12 protein-coding genes are annotated in these 19,096 nt (G+C 73.2%); 4 read left to right on the top strand and 8 right to left on the bottom strand.

Going from position 1 to position 19,096, the window contains the following annotated elements; all coding sequences use genetic code 11:
- Nucleotides 1-3: 3 nt before the first annotated feature.
- Nucleotides 4-1,713 carry an ABC transporter ATP-binding protein gene (locus ACLJN9_RS23075; RefSeq protein ID WP_410813638.1) on the bottom strand — a complete coding sequence of 570 codons (1,710 nt, stop codon included), beginning with the start codon at nucleotides 1,711-1,713 and terminating at the stop codon, nucleotides 4-6.
- Between the two features lie 50 nt (nucleotides 1,714-1,763).
- Nucleotides 1,764-3,518 carry an ABC transporter transmembrane domain-containing protein gene (locus ACLJN9_RS23070; RefSeq protein WP_410813637.1) on the bottom strand — a complete coding sequence of 585 codons (1,755 nt, stop codon included), beginning with the start codon at nucleotides 3,516-3,518 and terminating at the stop codon, nucleotides 1,764-1,766.
- 134 nt (nucleotides 3,519-3,652) lie between these two features.
- Here ACLJN9_RS23070 and ACLJN9_RS23065 point away from each other — a divergent pair, with 134 nt between their 5' ends.
- Nucleotides 3,653-5,332 carry a bifunctional 3'-5' exonuclease/DNA polymerase gene (locus ACLJN9_RS23065; protein WP_410813574.1) on the top strand — a complete coding sequence of 560 codons (1,680 nt, stop codon included), beginning with the start codon at nucleotides 3,653-3,655 and terminating at the stop codon, nucleotides 5,330-5,332.
- Between the two features lie 142 nt (nucleotides 5,333-5,474).
- A complete protein-coding gene (locus ACLJN9_RS23060) occupies nucleotides 5,475-6,068 on the top strand; it encodes an NTP transferase domain-containing protein (RefSeq protein ID WP_410813573.1) in 594 nt (197 codons plus the stop codon).
- Between the two features lie 93 nt (nucleotides 6,069-6,161).
- Here the strand turns inward: ACLJN9_RS23060 and ACLJN9_RS23055 are convergent, their stop codons facing one another.
- The 6 genes from ACLJN9_RS23055 to ACLJN9_RS23030 form a co-directional block, all read right to left on the bottom strand.
- Nucleotides 6,162-7,049: an amidohydrolase family protein gene (locus ACLJN9_RS23055; protein WP_410813636.1), complete on the bottom strand. Its 888-nt coding sequence runs from the start codon at nucleotides 7,047-7,049 to the stop codon at nucleotides 6,162-6,164.
- 14 nt (nucleotides 7,050-7,063) lie between these two features.
- Entirely contained in the window at nucleotides 7,064-7,873 is an 810-nt protein-coding gene (locus ACLJN9_RS23050) for a metal-dependent hydrolase (RefSeq protein WP_410813572.1), read from the bottom strand.
- 99 nt (nucleotides 7,874-7,972) lie between these two features.
- The gene (locus tag ACLJN9_RS23045; RefSeq protein ID WP_410813571.1) at nucleotides 7,973-9,622 is read right to left on the bottom strand and encodes a protein kinase domain-containing protein; all 1,650 of its coding nucleotides are present in this window, start codon (nucleotides 9,620-9,622) and stop codon (nucleotides 7,973-7,975) included.
- 99 nt (nucleotides 9,623-9,721) lie between these two features.
- Nucleotides 9,722-11,395 (bottom strand): serine/threonine-protein kinase, encoded by a 1,674-nt coding sequence (locus tag ACLJN9_RS23040; protein ID WP_410813570.1) that lies wholly within the window; start codon nucleotides 11,393-11,395, stop codon nucleotides 9,722-9,724.
- Between the two features lie 83 nt (nucleotides 11,396-11,478).
- A complete protein-coding gene (locus ACLJN9_RS23035; RefSeq protein WP_410813569.1) occupies nucleotides 11,479-12,813 on the bottom strand; it encodes a glycosyltransferase family 4 protein in 1,335 nt (444 codons plus the stop codon).
- Nucleotides 12,814-12,954: 141 nt separating this feature from the next.
- Nucleotides 12,955-14,898, bottom strand: a complete 1,944-nt coding sequence (locus ACLJN9_RS23030) for an amylo-alpha-1,6-glucosidase (protein ID WP_410813568.1) — start codon at nucleotides 14,896-14,898, stop codon at nucleotides 12,955-12,957.
- A 42-nt stretch (nucleotides 14,899-14,940) separates the two neighbouring features.
- Between ACLJN9_RS23030 and ACLJN9_RS23025 the strand changes: the two genes are divergently transcribed.
- A complete protein-coding gene (locus ACLJN9_RS23025; protein ID WP_410813567.1) occupies nucleotides 14,941-17,679 on the top strand; it encodes an MGH1-like glycoside hydrolase domain-containing protein in 2,739 nt (912 codons plus the stop codon).
- Between the two features lie 296 nt (nucleotides 17,680-17,975).
- Nucleotides 17,976-19,010, top strand: a complete 1,035-nt coding sequence (locus ACLJN9_RS23020) for a PQQ-binding-like beta-propeller repeat protein (protein WP_410813566.1) — start codon at nucleotides 17,976-17,978, stop codon at nucleotides 19,008-19,010.
- Nucleotides 19,011-19,096: the final 86 nt, after the last annotated feature.

The raw sequence follows: 19,096 nt of genomic DNA, 5'->3' as shown, positions 1-19,096 counted from the left end.
CTCTCATCGGGTGGGCGGCCGCTCGTCGGCGTGGGCGTGGGCGTGCCAGGAGTGCCAGAGAGCGGCATACGCCCCGCCGGCGGCGACGAGCTCGTCGTGGCTGCCGATCTCGGTGATCCGTCCGTCCGCCAGGACGGCGACCCGGTCGGCGTCGTGCGCGGTGTTCAGCCGGTGCGCGATCGCGATGACGGTCCGCCCGACGAGGACGGCGGCCAGCGCCCGCTCGGTACGCCGGGCGGTGGTCGGGTCGAGCGCGGCGGTCGCCTCGTCCAGGATCAGCGTGTGCGGGTCGGCGAGCACCAGCCGGGCCAGCGCCAACTGCTGGGCCTCGGCCGCACCGAGTTGCCGGGCCCCGTCACCGAGCAGGGTGTCCAGCCCGTCGGGTAGTCCGGCGAACCAGTCGGCGCCCACGGTGGCCAGAGCGGCCCGCATCTGCTCGTCCGAGGCGTCCGGGGCGGCGAAGCCGAGATTGTCGCGTACCGAGCCGAGGAACACGTGGTGCTCCTGGGTGACCAGGGCGATCCGGCGACGACGCTCGGCGGGGTCCAGGTCGGTGACCGGGCAGCCGCCGATGCTGACGACGCCGCGGCGCGGTGCGTCGATTCCGGCGAGCAGCCGGGCCAGGGTGGACTTGCCGGCACCCGACGGCCCGACGACGGCCAGCCGCTCGCCGGGCCGTACCTCCAGGTCGATGCCGTGCAGCACGTCGTGCCCGCCGGCGTAGGAGAACCGCGCCGCGCGGACGACGAGTCGCGCCTCCCGGGACGGGGCCGTCGTGCCGGGCGGCTCCGGCGGGACCAGGCCGACACCGAGCACCCTGGCGAACGAGGCGAAGCCACGCTGCGCCTGCTCCGTCCACTGCAGCACCCGGTCCAACGGGTCGATGGCCTGCTGCAGGTAGAGGGCGGCGGCGACGACCGCGCCGAGCGTGACCATGTCCCGGGAGAGCAGGTAGCCGCCGACGAGCAGGACCAGGGCGACCGGCAGCGGATAGCTGGCCTCCACCACCGAGAAGAAGACGGTACGCAGCGCGAGGGTCGCCCGACGGGCCTGCCACACCTGGTCGATGTGTGTACGGCCGTGCCGGATCCGATCGTCGGCCAGGCGTAGCGCCTCGACGGTGCGGGCGCCCTCGGCGGTGGTGGTCAGCGTCTCGGTCAGCTCGGCCGACGCCGCGCCCTCGGTGATGTACGCGGGGCTGGCCCGCCGCAGGTACCAGCGGCTGACCGACAGGATCGACGGGAGCCCGGCCAGCGCGGCCAGCCCGAGCAGCGGATGCAGCAGGAAGATGGCCCCGAACAGCAACGTCAGCTGGACCGACGCGATGACGATGGTGGGCACCACGTCCCGGACGGTGGTCCCGACCGTCGCCACGTCGACCGAGCTGCGGGTGGCCAGGTCCCCGGAACCGGCGCGTTCGACGACCGAGACGGGCAGCTCGAGCGTCCGGGCGACGAACTCCTCGCGCAGTTCGGCGATGGCCCTCTCGCCGAAGCGGTGGCCGGCGTACTGGGCGTAGCGGGACAGCAGCGCACCCAGCAGGACGCACGCGCCGATCGCCAGCGCCAGCCGGTCGACCGTGGCCACGTCCGTACCCGTGCCGACCCGGTCGACGATGACACCGAGCAGCCAGGGCGGGGCGAGCCCGGCGATCGCGGCGGCGCTGTGCAGCGCCAGGACCATGCCGACCGAGCGCCGGTGCCGGCCGATCATTCGTCGTAGCTCACGGCGGACCACCCGACGGTCGGCAACCGGCAGCCGGGTCACGGAAGGACCCCCTCGACGTCGGCGGGCCGCTCGGTGTCGGGGTCGGCGCTGTCCCGGGCCACCAGGCGCCGGTAGCCGGGGTCCTCGTCGAGCAGGTCGGCGTGGGCGCCGGTGGCGACGACCCGGCCCGCGCGCAGGTGCGCGACGACGTCGGCCCGGGTGAGCAGCAGCGGCGACGTGGCGAGCACGACCGTCGTCCGGCCGGCCCGCGCGGTCCGCAGACGCTCGGCGATGCGGGCCTCGGTGTGCGCATCCACCGCCGATGTCGGGTCCACGAGGATCAGCACCTCCGGTTCGGCGAGCAGCGCCCGGGCCAGGCGCAGGCGTTGGCGCTGCCCGCCGGAGAGTGTCCGAGCACGTGCGTCGACCGGAGTGTCCAGCCCGGCCGGCAGGGCGTCGACGACATCCTCGGCCGACGCGGCCCGCAGCGCGGCACCGACCCGGTTGTCGCCGTCGGCCGCCGGATCGGCGAGTAGGACGTCGCGCAGCGTGCCGGCGAAGAGGTAGGAGTCGTGGTCGGCCACCAGGATCCGGGCCCGGACCTCGTCCAGGGCGACGCCGGTCAGCGGCACGCCGCCCCAGGTGGCCGCACTGGCGACGTACCGGCCGAGACGGTCGGCCAGCGCCAGCGCCGCCGCCGGATCGTCGGCCGCCACGCCGGTCAGCCGGCCGGCGGAAACGGTCAGCCCGGTCGCCGGGTCGTGCAGGTCGGCCGGGGCGTCCGGTCCGGCCACGGCGGTCGGCGCGGCGTACGGCCGGCGCGCGTCGGGGACGATGCCCGCACCGCGCCGACCCGGACCGCCGACGTCGTCGGGGGTGAGCCTGAGCAGGGCGATGATCCGCCGGGCGGCGACCCGGCCCCGGATCAGCTCGTAGCTGCCCATGAGCAGGAACCACACCGGCACGATCAGGGTCGCCACGTAGCCGTAGACGGCGACCAGCTCACCGACCGTGACTCTCCCGGCGACCGCCATCCGGGCGGTCAGCCACACCACCGCCGCCAGGAAGAGGCCGGGAATGGCGACCGTGGCCGCGTCGATCCAGCTGCGGACCGCGCCGACCCGGTAACCCTCGGCGAGCAGGTCCCGGGACCTGGTGGCGTACCGGCGGGCGAACAGGTCCCGGCCGCCGACTCCGGCGAGCACCCGCAGCCCGGCAACGATGTCGCCGGACCGGGCGGTGAGTGCGCCCTGCTGCCGGCGGTACACCGACTCGGCCCGTTCGAGGCGACGCAGTAGCGGCCCGACCACCAGCCCGACGGCCGGCACCCCCACCAGGACGCAGAGCGCGAGCAGCGGCGAGATCGACCAGAGCAGCACGGCTACGACGCCGTACGCGATGATCGCCCCGACCCCGGGCCCGGTCAGCGTCAGCACCCCCGCGGCCCAGTTGATGTCGGAGCCGACGACGGTCGCCACCTCGCCCGGGGCGACACGGCGGGGCAGCACCCCACCGATCCGGGACAGCTGGTGCAGCAGGACGGCCGCAGAGCGGGCCTTGGCGTCTTCCCGCATGAACGTCATCGTGCGGTGCCGCATGATGCCCACGTACGACAACGCCACTCCGGCGACCACGATCGCGGTGACCCAGATCGCGAGGGCGCGGCCGTCGTGGGCGCGGAGCCCGTCGTCGATGGCCCGGGCGATCAGGTAGGGCCGGGCCGACAGCCCGACCATCCAGGCCGTCCCGAACATGCTGCCGCGCAGCACCCGCCAGGGCTGGCGGCGGGCCAGCCACCACAGGTACCGCATCGGACCGCCGATGGCCGGAGTGCCAGGGTCGGGATGCGGGATCTGCGGAGGCACCCGGCCACGCTACCGAGCGCCCGGCCGACTCACCGACCCGTTTTCCGTTCCTGTCACAGGGGCGAGGAAGAATTGCGTTCGTGCTGGTGGCGGTGGTGGCGGGCGAGCGAGGTGGGGGCGTGCTGCGCCCGTTGGACGCCGCCGGCCGGCCCGCCGGCCCGAGCGAGACCGTCAGCGACCTCGCGGCGGCGGTGGCCGTCCGGGAGGCGGCCGAGCATCCGCGCTGGGTGTGGCCGGCCGCCTCCCCGGTCTACCCGGCGCTGCTGCGGGCCGGTGTGCGAGTCGAGCGCTGCCACGACGTCGAGCTCACCGAGGCGTTGCTGCTCGGCCACGCCGGCCGCTGGGGCGAGCCACGCTCCCTCGCCGCGGCCTGGGCTCGGCTCAGCGGCGCGCCGGTGCCCCCCGATCCGCCGTCCCGCCCGCCCGCTCCGCCCGGGCACGGTCAGGGCGCACTCTTCGACGCGCCGCCCGGCCCGACCGGTCCGGGCATCGACGCCCTGATCCAGGTGTACGCCGACCAGCTCGCCCGGGTCGCCGTCACCGAGCACCCCGGCCGGTTCCGGCTGCTGGTGGCCGCCGAGTCGGCCGGCGCACTGGTCGCGGCGGAGATGGGCGTCGCCGGTCTGCCGTGGCGGGCCGACGTGCACGACGCCGTCCTCGGCGAGCTGCTGGGTGAGCCGTCGCCGGTCGGTGGGCCGCCGCGCCGGTTGGCCGAGCTGGCCGCGTCGATCGCCGACGCGCTCGGCGTCCGCCGGCTGCACACCGACTCTCCGGGGGAGTTGCTGAAGGCGTTCGCCCGCGCGGGTGTGGAGCTGCCCAACACGCGGGCCTGGGTTCTGCGTGGTGTGGACCATCCGGCGGTGCCGCTGGTTTTGCAATACAAGGAGCTCTACCGGATCTGGACGGCACACGGCTGGTCCTGGCGCGAGCAGTGGGTGCGCGACGGGCGGTTCCAGCCGGAGTACGTGCCGGGTGGGGTGGTGTCCGGCCGCTGGGCCACGCGGGGCGGTGGCGCGTTGCAGATTCCCAAGGTGATCCGGCGCGCGGTGATGGCCGATCCGGGTTGGCGACTGGTGGTCGCCGACGCCGGCCAGTTGGAGCCCCGGGTGCTGGCCGCGGTCTCGGGTGACGCCCGGCTGGCGGCGGCCGGTGGGGCCGGCGACCTCTACGCCGCGCTGGCCCGGGACTCGTTCGCAGGTGACCGTTCCCGGGCCAAGGTGGCCCTGCTCGGTGCGATGTACGGGCAGACGGGCGGGGCCGCGGTGCCCGCGTTGGCGGTGCTGAAGCGCAGCTACCCGACGGCGTTCGGCTACGTCGAGGCCGCCGCGCGCACCGGTGAGGCGGGCGGGTTGGTGCGCTCGTGGCTGGGCCGGACCTGCCCGCCCGGCTCGGCTGGGTTCGGCGATCCCGACGACGTGCCGACCGACCCGGACGGCGCGGCCGACCCGCAGGGTCCCCGGGCTCGTGCCGCGCGGTCGCGGGGGCGCTTCACCCGCAACTTCGTCATCCAGGCCACCGCCGCCGAGTGGGCGTCCACGCTGCTGGCGACGCTGCGCAACGAGCTGGCCGGCACCGACGCCGAGCTGGTGTTCTTTCAGCACGACGAGGTGGTCGTGCACTGTCCGGCGGCGCAGGCCGAGGCGGTGGCGGCGGCGGTGGACCGCAGCGGTGAGCGGGCCACCGGGCTGCTGTTCGGGGACACACCGGTGCGGTTTCCGCTGGATCTGTCCATCGTCGACTGCTACGCCGACGCGGCATAGCGCACAATTTTCCGATTTGCCCCGCCACCCGGGGCCGGCCGCGCTCGTTGCATCCGGTGTCCGTAGGACGGGACGGACCGGGCGCCGTTGTGCCCGGTCCGCTCCACCGTGGAGGGGAGCGCAGCTGAACCGGATCGCAGGAATGATCATCGCCGCGGGTGGGGGACGCCGCATCGGCGGTCCCGAGGCGCTGCTGCACCAGGGGGAGAAGCCCCTGGTCAACCAGATGATCGACACGATGACCGAGGCGGGCTGCGAGCAGATCGTGGTCGTGCTGGGTGCCGCCGCCGAACAGGTCCGGGAAACCGCGGACCTCCACGACGCGACGGTAGTGATCAACAAGGCGTGGGGCACCGGGGTCGGCTCGTCCATCCGGGCCGGCCTGGCCGCCATGGACGACGACGAGATCGAGGCGGTGGTGGTGGTTCCGGTCGACATGCCGGGCATGACCGCAACGGCGGTCCGGCGGGTGGCCGCGCTGCCGTACCCGGATGTACTGGTCTGCGCCACGTACGACGGCCTGCGGGGCTACCCGATGCTCTTCGGGCGTCGGCACTGGTCCGGCATCGCCACCCTGGCGAGCGCCGACGTGGGCGCCCGTCCGTATCTGCTGGCACACAAGGACCAGATTGTCGACATCGCGTGCGACTCGGTGGCCGACGGCAGTCGGGTCGACACACCGGAGCTCATGGAGCTCTACGGGCTCACCGTCCCGCCACAGCGAATCGGCGTCTGAGTGGCGCCGGCTCGCTGCCCACGACACACCGGGCCGCTCCGGTAGCATCGCCCCTCCGACGCCATCGGCCCTGCCCGGGTGGGGAGTGGCGCGTCAGGACAGGTCGAACAGGGCGGCGGCGCTGTCCCAGCAGACCGCGCGCAGCCAGTCGTCGCCCAGGTCCAGCCGGGCCAGCCCGGTCAGCTGATCGGCGTACGGATAGGGGATGTTCGGGAAGTCGCTGCCCAGCAGTACCTTGCCCGCCAGCCCCAACTCACGCAGCCGGGGCAGCTCGTCGAGGGGGAACGGCACGAACCGGTCGAAGAACGGGGTGAACGCCATTGTGGTGTCCAGCCGGACCTGCTCGTACGTCTCGGTGAGGTCCAGAAAGGCCCGGTAGTCGGGGGCGCCGAGGTGCGCCACCACGGCAGTCAGCCCGGGGTGGCGGGACAGTAGCGCGGCGAACGGTTCCGGCCCGGTGTGCGCGGTCCCCACCGGAGCGTGTCCGGCGTGCACGACCACCGGCACGGCCGCGTCGGCGAGCATCCCCCACACCCGGTCCAGGGCCGGGTCGGTCGGTGCGAAGCCGCCCACCTGCACGTGCACCTTGAACAGCCGGGCCCCGCCGGTCAGTGCCGCCTCGACGTACCCTGCCGCGCCGGGCTCCGGGAAGAACGTGGCCGAGGGCAGGCAGCCCGGGGTCCTCCGCGCGAACTCCAGCGTCCAGCGGTTCAGCTCCGCCGCCATGCCGGGTCGGTGCGGATAGGCCAGCGCGCTGAACGCGCGTACCCCGAGCCGGCGCAGGTGCGCGACCCGGTCGTCGTCGCTCCACCGGTAGCGGATCGGCCACTCGGTGCCGACGAGCGGGCCGGCCGCGTCGAAGTACGCCCACACCCGGCGCAGCAGCCTCGGCGGCAGGAAGTGCACGTGTACGTCGGCGAGCCCGGGCAACCCGAGCGCCCTCCAGAACTCCGGCACCTGCTCATCCGCCGCCGGCGGGATCTGCGGCGGACCGGTCACACGTCGATGTGGAACCGTTGCAGGACCGACGGGGCGATCAGACCGGCGGTGGCGAGCATCGCGACCACGGTCAGGACGGCGCGCAGCACGACCACCTCGGTCTTGCTGCCGGTGCGCAGCGCGATGCCGTTCGGTAGGCCGATCATCGTCCACATCCGCCGCTTGATCGGGATCGGCCAGAGGATCGGCACCCCGGCACGGGTGATCATGTCGCCGAGGATGTGCACGAAGCAACCCACCCCCACGGCCGTGCCGATCAGCGGATAGCCGCGCCCGCCGGGGAGGTTGACGAAGGTGAACCAGGCCGCGGCGGCCGAGGCGAGGGTCACGATCACCCAGCCGGCCCGTTCCGCCCATTCGTCGAACAGGCCGCGCAGGGCCAGGCCGAACATGAAGAACAGGATGGTGATCACTGCCCACTTGCCGTAGGCGGCGCAGAGCGCGGTGGTGCCCCAGCCGACCAGCAGGGTGAACGGAAGTGTGTGCGTCAGCGTCCGGTGCCCGTTGTTGCGCCGGGGATCTCTACTGAGCTTTGTCGCGTAGTAGACCCCGAGCGAGATCTTCTCCATCACCTCGGCGATGAAGAGCGAGAAGACCCCGAAGGTGCGGGCCACGGTGGCACCGCCCTGGTTGCGGGTCACCTTGCCCGACAGGTCGAGGTCGGGAAAGAGCGCGCCGCCGGCGCACACCGCGGTGCCGACCGCCAACGCGAGCGGTGACTGCTGGTAGTCGGCGAACTGGTCCAACGCAAAGGACCCGGCCAGCCACACCGCCGCGCCGGAAAGCGCGTGCGACGGTCCCATCATCTCGGCCACCCTCCCCAGGGATCTTGAGCGCAAAACTACGCCACCGTGGTCGACGTCTACGCCGCAGGGGCATCACCCAGAGAGTCCACATCGGACGCTTTACAGTGCGGGGGTGAAGCTCTGCCGGATCATCGGCAAGTATGTCGCGTTGACCTGCCAGTCGAACTCTTTTGTCAACCACGAGACGGTGTAGGCGCGCCCGGCCGAGGTGTTGGCCAGCAACCGGAAACTGTGCACCCGCTCGCCGGCGGCGTTCTCCCAGCCGCACTCCCAGATCGCGCCACCTCTGAAGACATCCAGCGCGGAGATATCCACCCTGCGGTAGTCCGGCAGGGCGTCGCCGCGGGTCAGCCTGGCCTCCTCGGCTGTCCAGTACGCCACCGGGTCCGGTCGGGGCGGCCCCGTCTCGACGCTGAGCACCCGTGCACCGTCGGGGTCCCGGAAGCAGGTCGCCGCCCCCTCGGTCCAGCGGAGCCAGGCCACCGGCGCGGCGATCCGGAAGCCGGCCGGATCATCGTGCCAGACCCAGCCCTCCACCAGCCGGTACCGGACGCCGGTCGGTGGCGGCACCGACGGCACCGGCGTGGCCGTTGGCGGTGGCGTCCCACAGGCGAACGCGGCCGGCCGAGCGGTGGTGGCACCACCCCCGGAGCCGGACGGCGGTGCCCGATCGTCGTCCCGGTGCGTCAACGCCAGCGAAACGCCCACGGCGGCGAGCAGCGCGGTGACCGTGGCCGCGCCGCCCAGGGCGAGCAGCCGCCGACGCCGACGAACGGGCAGCGGCGAGGAGCCGGGCGGCGCCGCCGGTTCGTCGGGTCGGGCCGGCTGGTCCACCGGGGCGGGCACGGCAGCGCGGCCCGCGCTGCGTATTGCCGCCACCGCCGCCGACCGAGCCGGCCCGGTGGGCTCGTCGTGGCCGGCCGCCGCGCTGCGCAGCAGCGGCTCCGTCTCGGCGGCGGTCAACCGCCGCCAGGGGTCGCGCTGCAGCAGCCCGAGAAGCGCGGGACGCAACGGGCCGGCACGACGCATCGGGTCGGGCGGTTCGGTGGCCAGCGCACTCAGCGTCGCCATCGCGCTCGACCTGGCGTACGGCGACTGCCCCTCGACCGTCGCGTAGAGCGTCGCGCCCAGCGACCACAGGTCGGTGCGCGGATCGGACACTCCTTCGCGGGCCCGTTCCGGGGCGACGAACTGGGGCGAACCGAGCACCATGCCCGGCGCGGTCATCGACCCGTCGCCGCCGTCGAAGGTGGCCAGCCCGAAGTCGGTGAGGACCACCCGCCCGTCGTCGGCAACCAGCACGTTGTGCGGCTTCACGTCGCGGTGCAGCACCCCGGCGCTGTGGGCGGCTCGCAACGCGGCGAGCACGGCCAGGCCGATCTGGGCGGTGCGCTGCGGGCTCAGTGGCCCCTCGTCGCCGATGATCTCCTGCACGGAGCGGGACGGCACGTACTCCATCACGATCCAGGGGCACTCCCGGTCGTGCACCACATCGTAGATGCGTACCACGTTGGGGTGGTTGAGCCGAGCCGCGGCGCGCGCCTCCCGCAGCGTGCGCAGCCGAAGCTCCACCCGCTCGGCCTCGGCCAGCCAGGACGGCGGCACGACCTCCTTCACCGCGATGTCGCGGTGCAACATCTCGTCGCGGGCCAGCCACACCCGGCCCATTCCGCCGGTGCCGACCAGGTCGAGCAGCCGGTACCGACCCGCGATCAGCAACTGCTGCACGGTCGCTTCCCCCTTGGTCACCCCGGGTTACACGATAGCCACCGATCCGGCTTTTCTCATCCGCTGAGCGGCCTCGATCCACGACGGACGGCGGTCCGGGACAGGACCGTACGGTGCAGGTCAGAGCGGCGATCGGAAGCTGTCTCGCACCCGCGCCCAGTCCGCTGCCGCGCCGGCCCAGTCCTGGTCGTCGGTGATCCAGCCCAGCGTCCAGCGGCTGCCACCGACCGGTGTGCCCACGACCTGCTGCCGGGCGTGCAAGCGGGCGCCGTACGGCGCGTTCCACCGGCACTCCCACTCCGCGCCGCCGCCGCTCGCAGCGAGCCGGATCTCGTCGTAGCCTGGTAGCGCCCCTCGACCGTCCGCCGCGTCGCGTGCCGATCGCAGCCGGACCAGCGGGTCGCTGGCGCCACCCTCGGCGACGCTGAACGCCCGGCCGGTTCCCGGATCCTGGAAGCAGGCCACCGAGCCCTCGCGGTAGTGGCGCCAGCGCGCCGGCACGGCGACCCGGAAGCCGGTGGTGTCGGCGAACCAGATCCAGCCGGCCGGCGGGCGGAGGGCCTCACCGGGAATCGGCGAGCCGGCCGGCACCGGCGCACCGCCGGCGTCGGGGTGGACGCACGGCATGGGTGGCGGTGGCACGTCCCGCCCGCCCGGCGGTGGACCGGGTCGGTCGGGGCCGGGGCCGCCGGGGCCCGGGCCGGGGCCGAAGGGTCCATCCTGGCCACCACCGCCCGGCGGGCGGCTCGGCGGCGCCGTGGTCGACCGACCGGCGGTGCCCGTCGGCTCGTCGCCGGCGACGGCCAACGCGGTGCCGACTCCGGCGGCGACCGCCACCAGAAGTGCCGTGACCACCAGTGTCGCCCGGTGCGCCACGCGGCGGCTGGCCGCTCGGCCGGGCATCGGGGCCGGTGCGTCGGGGACGACCTCGCCGGCCGCCGGCTCGCCGGGGGCACCGGCCTGCTCGGCACCGTCGGCACCGGCGGGCGGATCAGCCGCGGCCGCGGTGAGCAGTCGGTGGGTCTCGTCGTGGTCGAGGCGGCGGCCCGGGTCGCGGCGCAGCAGCCCGGCGAGGACGGGCGCGAGCGACCCGGCGTGCGGTGCCGGGTCCGGCGGCCCGGCGGCCAGCGCGCTCAGCGTGGCCATGGCGGTGCTGCGGGCGTACGGGGAGCGGCCCTCCACGGCGGCGTGCAGGGTGGCCCCGAGCGACCACAGGTCGGCTGCCACGGTGGACACCCCCTCGGCGGCTCGCTCCGGGGCGACGTACTGCGGGGAGCCGAGCACCATGCCGGGGCGGGTCATCGCGCCGTCGCCGCCGTCGAAGGTGGCCAGCCCGAAGTCGGCGAGCATCACCCGCCCGTCGTGTGCCATGAGCACGTTCTGCGGCTTGACGTCGCGGTGCAGCACCCCGGCGCTGTGCGCGGCGTGCAGCGCGCCGAGCAGGGCCAGGCCGATCCGGGCTGCCCGGGTCGGCTCCAGTGGCCCCTCGTCGTCGAGTACGTCCTGCAGGGTGCGGGACGGGACGTACTCCATGACGATCCACGGGCTGCCCTCGACCGGGACGACGTCGTAGAGCCGGACCACGGCGGGATGGTTGAGCCGGGCCGCGGCTCGCGCCTCCCGTAGGGTGCGCAGGCGCAGCTCGGCCCGCTCGTGGTCGGCCAGCCAGCTCGGCGGCACGACCTCCTTGACCGCGACCTCGCGGTGCAACATCTCGTCGCGGGCCCGCCACACCCGACCCATGCCCCCGCGACCCACCAGGTCGAGCAGCCGGTACCGACCGGCGATCAGCACCTGCGCACGCTCCTCCTCAGCCGCTGTTCGGAGTACACCCTAACCAGCGGATCGGAGGCTACCTATCGGTCGTTGGCCTCTGCTCAGCAGGCGGCGTGGTCGGCGGCGGCGAGCAGATTGCCCTCCGGGATGGCGATCCGGTCACGTCCGCCCGCCAGTTGGGCGGCGGCCCTCCGGGCCTGCAGTGGGCCGTGTTCGCGGCGGGCGGTCGTGTAGCTGGCGGCGGTGCGGGCCGCGATGCTGGCCCAGCCGTACCGTTCGCCGACCATGGTGCGGGCGCGTCGGGCCACCCGCCGGGCGAAGATCTCGTCGCCGAGCAGTTGGCCGACGGCACCGGCGAGGGCGTCCGGGTCGCTGTGCGGGAACGTCACACCGGTGACGCCGGACTCGACGATCTCGGCGAGGCCACCGGTGCGGGCCACCGCCAGCGGCGCCCCGGCGGCCGCCGCCTCCAGCGCCACCATGCCGAAGGGCTCGTAGAGGCTGGGGACCACCGTCGCGTCGGTGGCGCCGAGCACCGCCGGCAGTTGGGTGGAGTCGAGGAAGCCGGTGAAGCGGACCGTCGAGCTGAGCGCCAGGCGGCGGGCCTCGGCCTCCAGGTCGGCGCGGTACGGGCCGTCTCCGGCGATCACCACCCGCAGGCCGGGGTGCTGCTCGCGCAGCCGGGGTATGGCGTGCACCAGGTGCTGCACGCCCTTCTCGTAGACCAGCCGCCCGGCGTACCCGACCAGCGGGCCCGTGCCGGCGAAGCGGGCGCGGGCCGAGGCGACCGCGCGGGGCCGGGCTCGCCAGGCCCGGTCGTCGACCCCGTTGGGCACCACGTCGACGTGGGCGGCCGGTACGTCGAACAGCGCGGTGACCTGCTCGCGCATGTACCCCGAACAGGTGATGACCCGGGTGGAGGAGCCGCTGAGCCAGTGCTCGACGCCGTGGATGGTCCGGTTCATCTCCTCCGGCAGCCAGCCCTGGTGCCGGCCCGCCTCGGTGGCGTGGATGGTGGTGACCAGGGGCAGGTCGAGGTGCTCGGCGAGGGTGATGGCGGTGTGGGCGACGAGCCAGTCGTGGGCGTGGATGACGTCGTAGGTGCCGGCTTCGGTGGCGCGTAGGGCGGTGCGGGTGAGCGTGTGGTTGAAGGCCATGGTCCAGGCCAGCAGGGAACCGGTGGCCAGCGGGAAGGTGACGGGGTCCTCCGGGGCGCGCAGGATGCGGACGCCGTCGGCGTACTCCTCCAGGGGTGCGCCCTTGGCGTGGCGGGTGATGACGGTGACGTCGTGGCCGGCGGCGGCGAGGGCGACGGAGAGGGCGTGGACGTGGCGGCCGAGGCCGCCGACGAGCACCGGCGGGTATTCCCAGGAGAGCATGAGCACCCGTAGGTGCCGGGCGGGGTGAATGTCGATCACGTGGGCGTCGGGTGACATTACGGCCCCCTCTGAGGTGTCCCCGGGCGCGCGCCAAAAGGCACCGGAGCCGATGCCTGCCGTCGCGTCTGGAATCTCCGACCCATCCTGCCGGGGCTCGGATAACCAGCGGAGACGCCGCCGTTGCGGTCGTGTAAAGCGCTATTGGCCAGCGCGGCGCACACGCAGCAACTCGGCCACCGACCACGCCTGGAACGGGCAGCCGGTTGCGGTGTGTGGCGCGAGGCCGTCGGCCGTCTCGCTCACCGAGCCTAGCCCATATTCGGTCAGATGCGCCTCAATACCGATGAAGACGTCATCGACCGACATCTTGCCCCGGCGGCACGCGTCCACGTACGGGCCGAGCAGCCACGGCCACACGGTGCCCTGGTGGTAGCCGCCGTCGCGCTCGGCCGGGCCGCCCCGGTGCCGGCCCACGAACTCCGGCGAATCCTCGGCGAGGCTGCGCGGCCCGAGCGGGGTCAGCAGCCCGGCCGCGATCCGGCGCAGCGTCGGCTCCTCCGGCTGCAACGGCGCGAACGGCAGCGACCAGGCCAGCAGTTGGTTGGGGCGCAACGCGTCGTCGTCGTGCAGGGCCGACCCACCCAGCGGGTACGCCGGCGCCGGCGCGTCCAGCACGTCGTGCAGCCAGCCCGCCGGGGCCGGATAGCGGCGCCGGAACGAGGCGGTGGCCTGTCCGTGCCGTCGCCACAGCTCGTCGGCGTTCCGACCGGCCAGCTCGGTCACCTCGGCGAGCCCGGCCAACCCGTTGATCCACAGCGCGTTGACCTCGACCGGCTTGCCGGTACGCGGGGTGACCGGCACCCCGTACACCCGGGCGTCCATCCAGGTCAGCGCGGCGCCCGGCGCGCCCTGGGCGAGCAGCCCGTCGGCCGGGTCGACGCCGATGCCGTAGCGGGTGCCGGCCAGGTGGGCGTCGATGACCGTGCGCAGCGCGGGCAGCAGTTCCTCGCCGAGGTCGGTGTCACCGGTGACGGTGACGTGCCGGCTCACCGCGTGCAGGAACCACAGGGTGCCGTCGACGGTGTTGTACTCCACCCGCCCGGTGTCGGCCGTGTTGGCGAGCATCCCCTCGGACAGCGTCGCCGCGTACGAGCGCAGCAGCTCGCGACCCTCCTCGGCACGGCCCGTGCAGAGGAACAGGCCCTCGTACGAGATCATCGTGTCCCGCGACCAGGCACCGAACCACGGATAGCCGGCCACCACGTCGACCGTCGTGCCGCCGGTGCGCACCACGAACGTGTCCGCGGCCAGGGCGAGGGTCGCCTGGACGTCGTCGGCCGGCTTCGCGGTCGCCACCACCTGCCGGTTGCGCCGCCGGGCGGTCGCCACGATCTCCACGGCCGGTGGCGGCTCCTCGTCGAGTCGACCGGCCCAGGCCCGCACGGACACCGTGTCGCCGGGGCGCTCCAGCTCGCCGGTGAAGCGGCCCGCGTACCAGAGATCCTCGTCCGGGTGCAGGCCCCGGGCGGCCTCCTCGCGGTGGTGTACGCCCAACCACCACTGCCCCTCCGGCGCCCAGTCCGGGCCGGCCAGTCGGTAGGCCCCCTCGACCACCGCGCCGTCGGTGACCGGCTCGACCTGCGGCGTCGGGCCGTCGGCGCGCCGCTCGCCGTGCGCGTCGCGCCAGGTGCAGGCGGCCGACAGCTCCAGCCGGACCGGCCCGCCGGCGACCAGCCGGTGCACCACCGCCACGCAGGAGCGGCCGGGCAGCATGGCCAGCTCCCGTTCGATCACCACCGCGCCGATCCGCCACCGCCAGCGGGGCAGCCCGTCGACCAGGTCGAAACGCTCCAGCAACTCGAAGCCACGCGGGTCCACGTCGCCGGAGGACCACTCGTGCGCGCCGAGCCGCACCCGCGCGCCGGACGGCAGCGTGACCGCCGGGTCCAGACTGACCAGCCCCACCCGGCGGGAGGCCGGTGTCTCACCGGGCACCACCAGCAGACCGTGGTAGCGGCGGGTCCGTAGGCCGCCGACGGTGCCCATCGCGTACCCGCCGAGGCCGTCGGGAACGAGCCACTCCCGGCTGGCCGCGCTGGTCAGGTCGCCACATAGCTGTGGGCCGAAGTGAATGTCGATCAACTTTCCTCCACCAGCGGCGGGGTGTAACACGCCACGACGAGAATGGCCGCTGTGGTCAAGTACCCCGGGGGCGTCAAAGATGTGCACGTGATCACCGACCGATCGTCCTCCGACGCCTCGCCACCCGACGCCGAGCGGCTCCGACTCGCTCAGGCCGACTCGGGGGAGCAGGACTGGCGCGCATGGGGTCCCTATCTGTCCGAACGGGCGTGGGGGACGGTACGGGAGGACTACAGCGAGCACGGTACGGCCTGGGACTACTTTCCGCATGACCATGCGCGGTCCAGAGCCTACCGGTGGAATGAAGACGGAATGGCGGGCGTCTGCGACGACCGGCAGACCTTCGCGTTCGCGCTGGCGCTCTGGAACGAGAAGGACCCGATCCTCAAGGAGCGGATGTTCGGCCTCGGTGGCGACGGGGGCAACCACGGCGAGGACGTCAAGGAGTACTGGTGGTACGAGGACTCCACGCCCACCCACTCCTGGATGCGCTGGCGCTACCACTACCCGCAGGCCGCCTTCCCGTACGACGAACTTGTCGCGGTGAACGCGCTGCGCGGCCGGGACGACACCGAGTACGAGCTGGTGGACACCGGGATCTTCGACAACGACCGGTACTGGGCGGTGACCGTCGACTACGCCAAGGCGTCCCCGACCGACCTGTGCATGGTGGTCACCGTCGCCAATCGGGGCGACCGGGCGGCCACCCTGCACGTGCTGCCCAGCCTCTGGTTCCGCAACACCTGGGCCTGGGGGTTGCCCGGCGGTGACCGGATCCCACGGCTGACCGGCTCCACGGCCGGTGCGGGATCGGGCCCGGGGGCCGGTGGCCGGCTGGTCGGGGAGCACCGGGTACTCGGCCAACTACTGCTGGAGGGCGACGGTGACCCGGTGCCGCTGCTGTGCGACAACGACACCAACGCCGAGCGGCTGTGGGGCCTGCCCGGTCGGTCCCGCTACCCGAAGGACGGCATCAACGACCATGTGGTCAACGGCGCGGCAACGGTCAACCCGGCGGGGGAGGGCACCAAGGGCGCGCTGCACTACGTACTCGACGTGCCGGCCGGCGGTCAGCGCCAGATCCGGCTGCGCCTGACCCGCACCGCGTCCCCGCCGGCCGCCGCCGCGCCGCCACGGGCGGATCTCGGCGACGGCTTCCAGACGGTGGTGTGGGCGCGGCGGGCCGAGGCGAACCGTTTCTTCACGGGCGTGATCCCGGAAGCCGCCACCGTCGACGAGGCTCTGGTGGCCCGGCAGGCCATCGCCGGGCTGATGTGGGGCAAGCAGTTCTACCACTTCGACGTCAAGCGCTGGCTGGAGGGCGATCCGGGCTCGTCGCCTCCGCCGGCCGGTCGCCGACACGGGCGCAACAGCGCCTGGTGGCACATGACCAGCTTCGACGTCATCTCCATGCCCGACCCGTGGGAGTATCCCTGGTACGCGGCCTGGGATCTGGCCTTCCACTGTGTCAGCATCGCCCGGGTCGACCCGGGCTTCGCCAAGGAGCAACTGCTCCTCCTGCTGCGCGAGTGGTACCTGCACCCCAACGGGCAGATCCCGGCGTACGAGTGGGCTTTCGGTGACGTGAACCCGCCGGTGCACGCCTGGGCGGCGCTCAAGGTGTTCGAGATCGACGGCGGCCGGGACTACGACTTCCTGGCCCGGGTGATGCACAAGCTGCTGCTCAACTTCACCTGGTGGGTCAACCGCAAGGACACCGGCGGCAACAACGTCTTCGAGGGTGGCTTCCTGGGGCTGGACAACGTCGGGCCGTTCGACCGCTCGGCGGCACTGCCGGTGGCCGGGGTGCTGGAGCAGTCCGACGGCACCGGCTGGATGGCCATGTACGCGCTGAACCTGCTCGACATGGCCATCGTGCTGGCCGAGCACGACCGGACCTGGGTGGACACCGCCACCAAGTTCTTCGAGCACTTCGCGTACATCGCCGCCGCCGCGTACTCCCAGGGGTTGTGGGACGACGAGGACGCCTTCTTCTACGACGTGCTGCGGCTCGCCGACGGCACGAAGGTGCCGCTGAAGGTCCGCTCGGTGGTCGGGCTGCTGCCACTGGCCGCCACCACGCGGCTGACCGCGAAGACCCTGCACCGGCTGCCGGAGCTGGGCGCCCGTCTGCGCTGGTTCCTCACCAACCGCCCCGAGTACGCCGAGGTGGTCGGCGCCCGGCGGCTGGGCCCGGACGGCCGTCAGCAGCGGTTGCTGTCCATGGTCGGTCCGGAGCAGATGGTCCGACTGCTGGCCCGGATGCTGGACCCCGAGGAGTTCCTCTCCGATTTCGGCCTGCGTACGCTGTCCCGCGCGCATCTGGACAAGCCGTTCTCGGTCACGCTCGGCGGGCAGGAGTTCTCCGTCGGGTACGAGCCGGCGGAGTCGACGAGCGGCCTGTTCGGCGGCAACTCGAACTGGCGCGGCCCTATCTGGATGCCGACGAACTACCTGCTGATCAGCGCGTTGCGTGACTACGCGTCGTTCTTCGGCGACGACCTCCAGGTGGAGTACCCGACCCGGTCCGGGGTGAAGCTGACGCTGGACGAGATCGCCGACGACCTCTCCGCGCGGCTGATCTCGCTCTTCACCCAGGACGACTGGGGTCGACGGCCCATCTACGGCGCGTGCCGGATCTTCCAGACCCACCCCGACTGGCGGGACCTGATCGCCTTTCCGGAATATTTCCACGGCGACAACGGGGCCGGGCTGGGCGCGTGGCACCAGACGGGCTGGACGGCTCTGGTGGCCGACCTGATCCTCACCCTGCGCCGCTGACTCCGCCCCGCCCACCGCCCGGCGGCAGCCGGTGCGGCATCAACGACGTTGTCACGATTGGAGACGCCGTCACGGGCCTGACACGCCCGGAGCGGTCCTGCAGGATGTTGCTCGCCGGCCGCAAGATCGAGGCCATCAGGGCGTACCGGACGGCGACCGGCACCAGCCTCAGGGAGGCAAAGGGCGCCGTCGAACTGCTCGTCAAGCAGCGCGGCCTGGGATGACCCGGCCCGACCGCCGGCCCTGCCGGGCGATATCTCGCCAGGTCAGGAAAGTCGGAGCGGAAGGCTGGGCCGGTGGATCGATCGCTGAACGTGTGGTGGTCACGATGTCTGCACCTGCGTTCGAGCGGGACGACGGTGGCGACGGCATCCGGTGCCCTGGTCGTGGCGGAGCGGCACTCGCGTCTGGTCAGACTGGATCCGCGGACCGGGGAGCAGGTGTGGGAGCAGCGCGTCGAGGACTGTTTTGGCACCACCGTGGTCACGGAAGACCGTTGTCTCTATCTGAGTCAGGCCGGCGTCCTGCACTGCTTCGACATCCACAACGGGCAGCGGATGTGGTCGAGACCCGACCTGTTCCTGCACCACTACGTCAGTGTCAGCGGGTCCGTCGTGCTCCTCGGCGGGTGGCGGGGCTACCGCCCGCTGACACGGGTGGATCTGACGAGCGGTGAGCGGCTTGCGGGGACGTTCCCCTGGCTCTCGCCGCACGACAGTCTGGCCTGGCCGTTGCCGGTGCGGTGGGGGCCGGAGCCGGGCGACGTGGTCGATGCGGTTTTCCTCGCGTGCGCCAGTCAGGCGACACTGCTGCTGGTGGACGCCCGGACCGGCGTTGCCAGGGGCGAATGGTCGCTGCCGGCGCCGGTGAGCTTCCCCGACTCCGGCGCGGCCTACCGTGTCTGCGCCGACGGCCGGCTGGTCTTCCTCAGCGGTAGGCGGACGGTGCTGGCCCTGCATCCCGCGGGCGGCCTGGAGACCGTCTGGCGGCACGACCGTGACCTGCCGTCGATGCCGCCGATCCTCAGCGGCGGGACGCTGTGGTTGGCGGAGAAAGCCGGCGTCACGATCGTCGACCTTGACCGTGGCGCCCGGGTCGAGGTGACGCGCCTTCTGCCCGGCGCCGTCTCGGATGCCGTTCCCCTCTCCGGCGGCGCACTGTTGACCCGCTCTCGCAACCACCTCGTCATGGTCGACCGGGACGGTGGGTTCGCCGTCGCCGCGCGACTGCCGGGGCACGTCGAACGACTACTACCCGACGGTCGAGGTCTGTTGCACGCCATCGGCAAAGGTCACCTCACCACGGTCGACATCTCGACCATGTCGGGTTGACCGCTCCTGCTGCCGGCGACAGCACGAGCGGGCAGGTGGGCATCCGCCGGCCGGGGAATGGGCAGTCACCAATCCGTCACCGCACC

The sequence above is a fragment of the Micromonospora sp. 067-2 genome (genome assembly GCF_046549295.1).
Classification (GTDB): Bacteria; Actinomycetota; Actinomycetes; order Mycobacteriales; family Micromonosporaceae; genus Micromonospora.
This window is presented reverse-complemented; position numbering and strand designations above follow the sequence as displayed.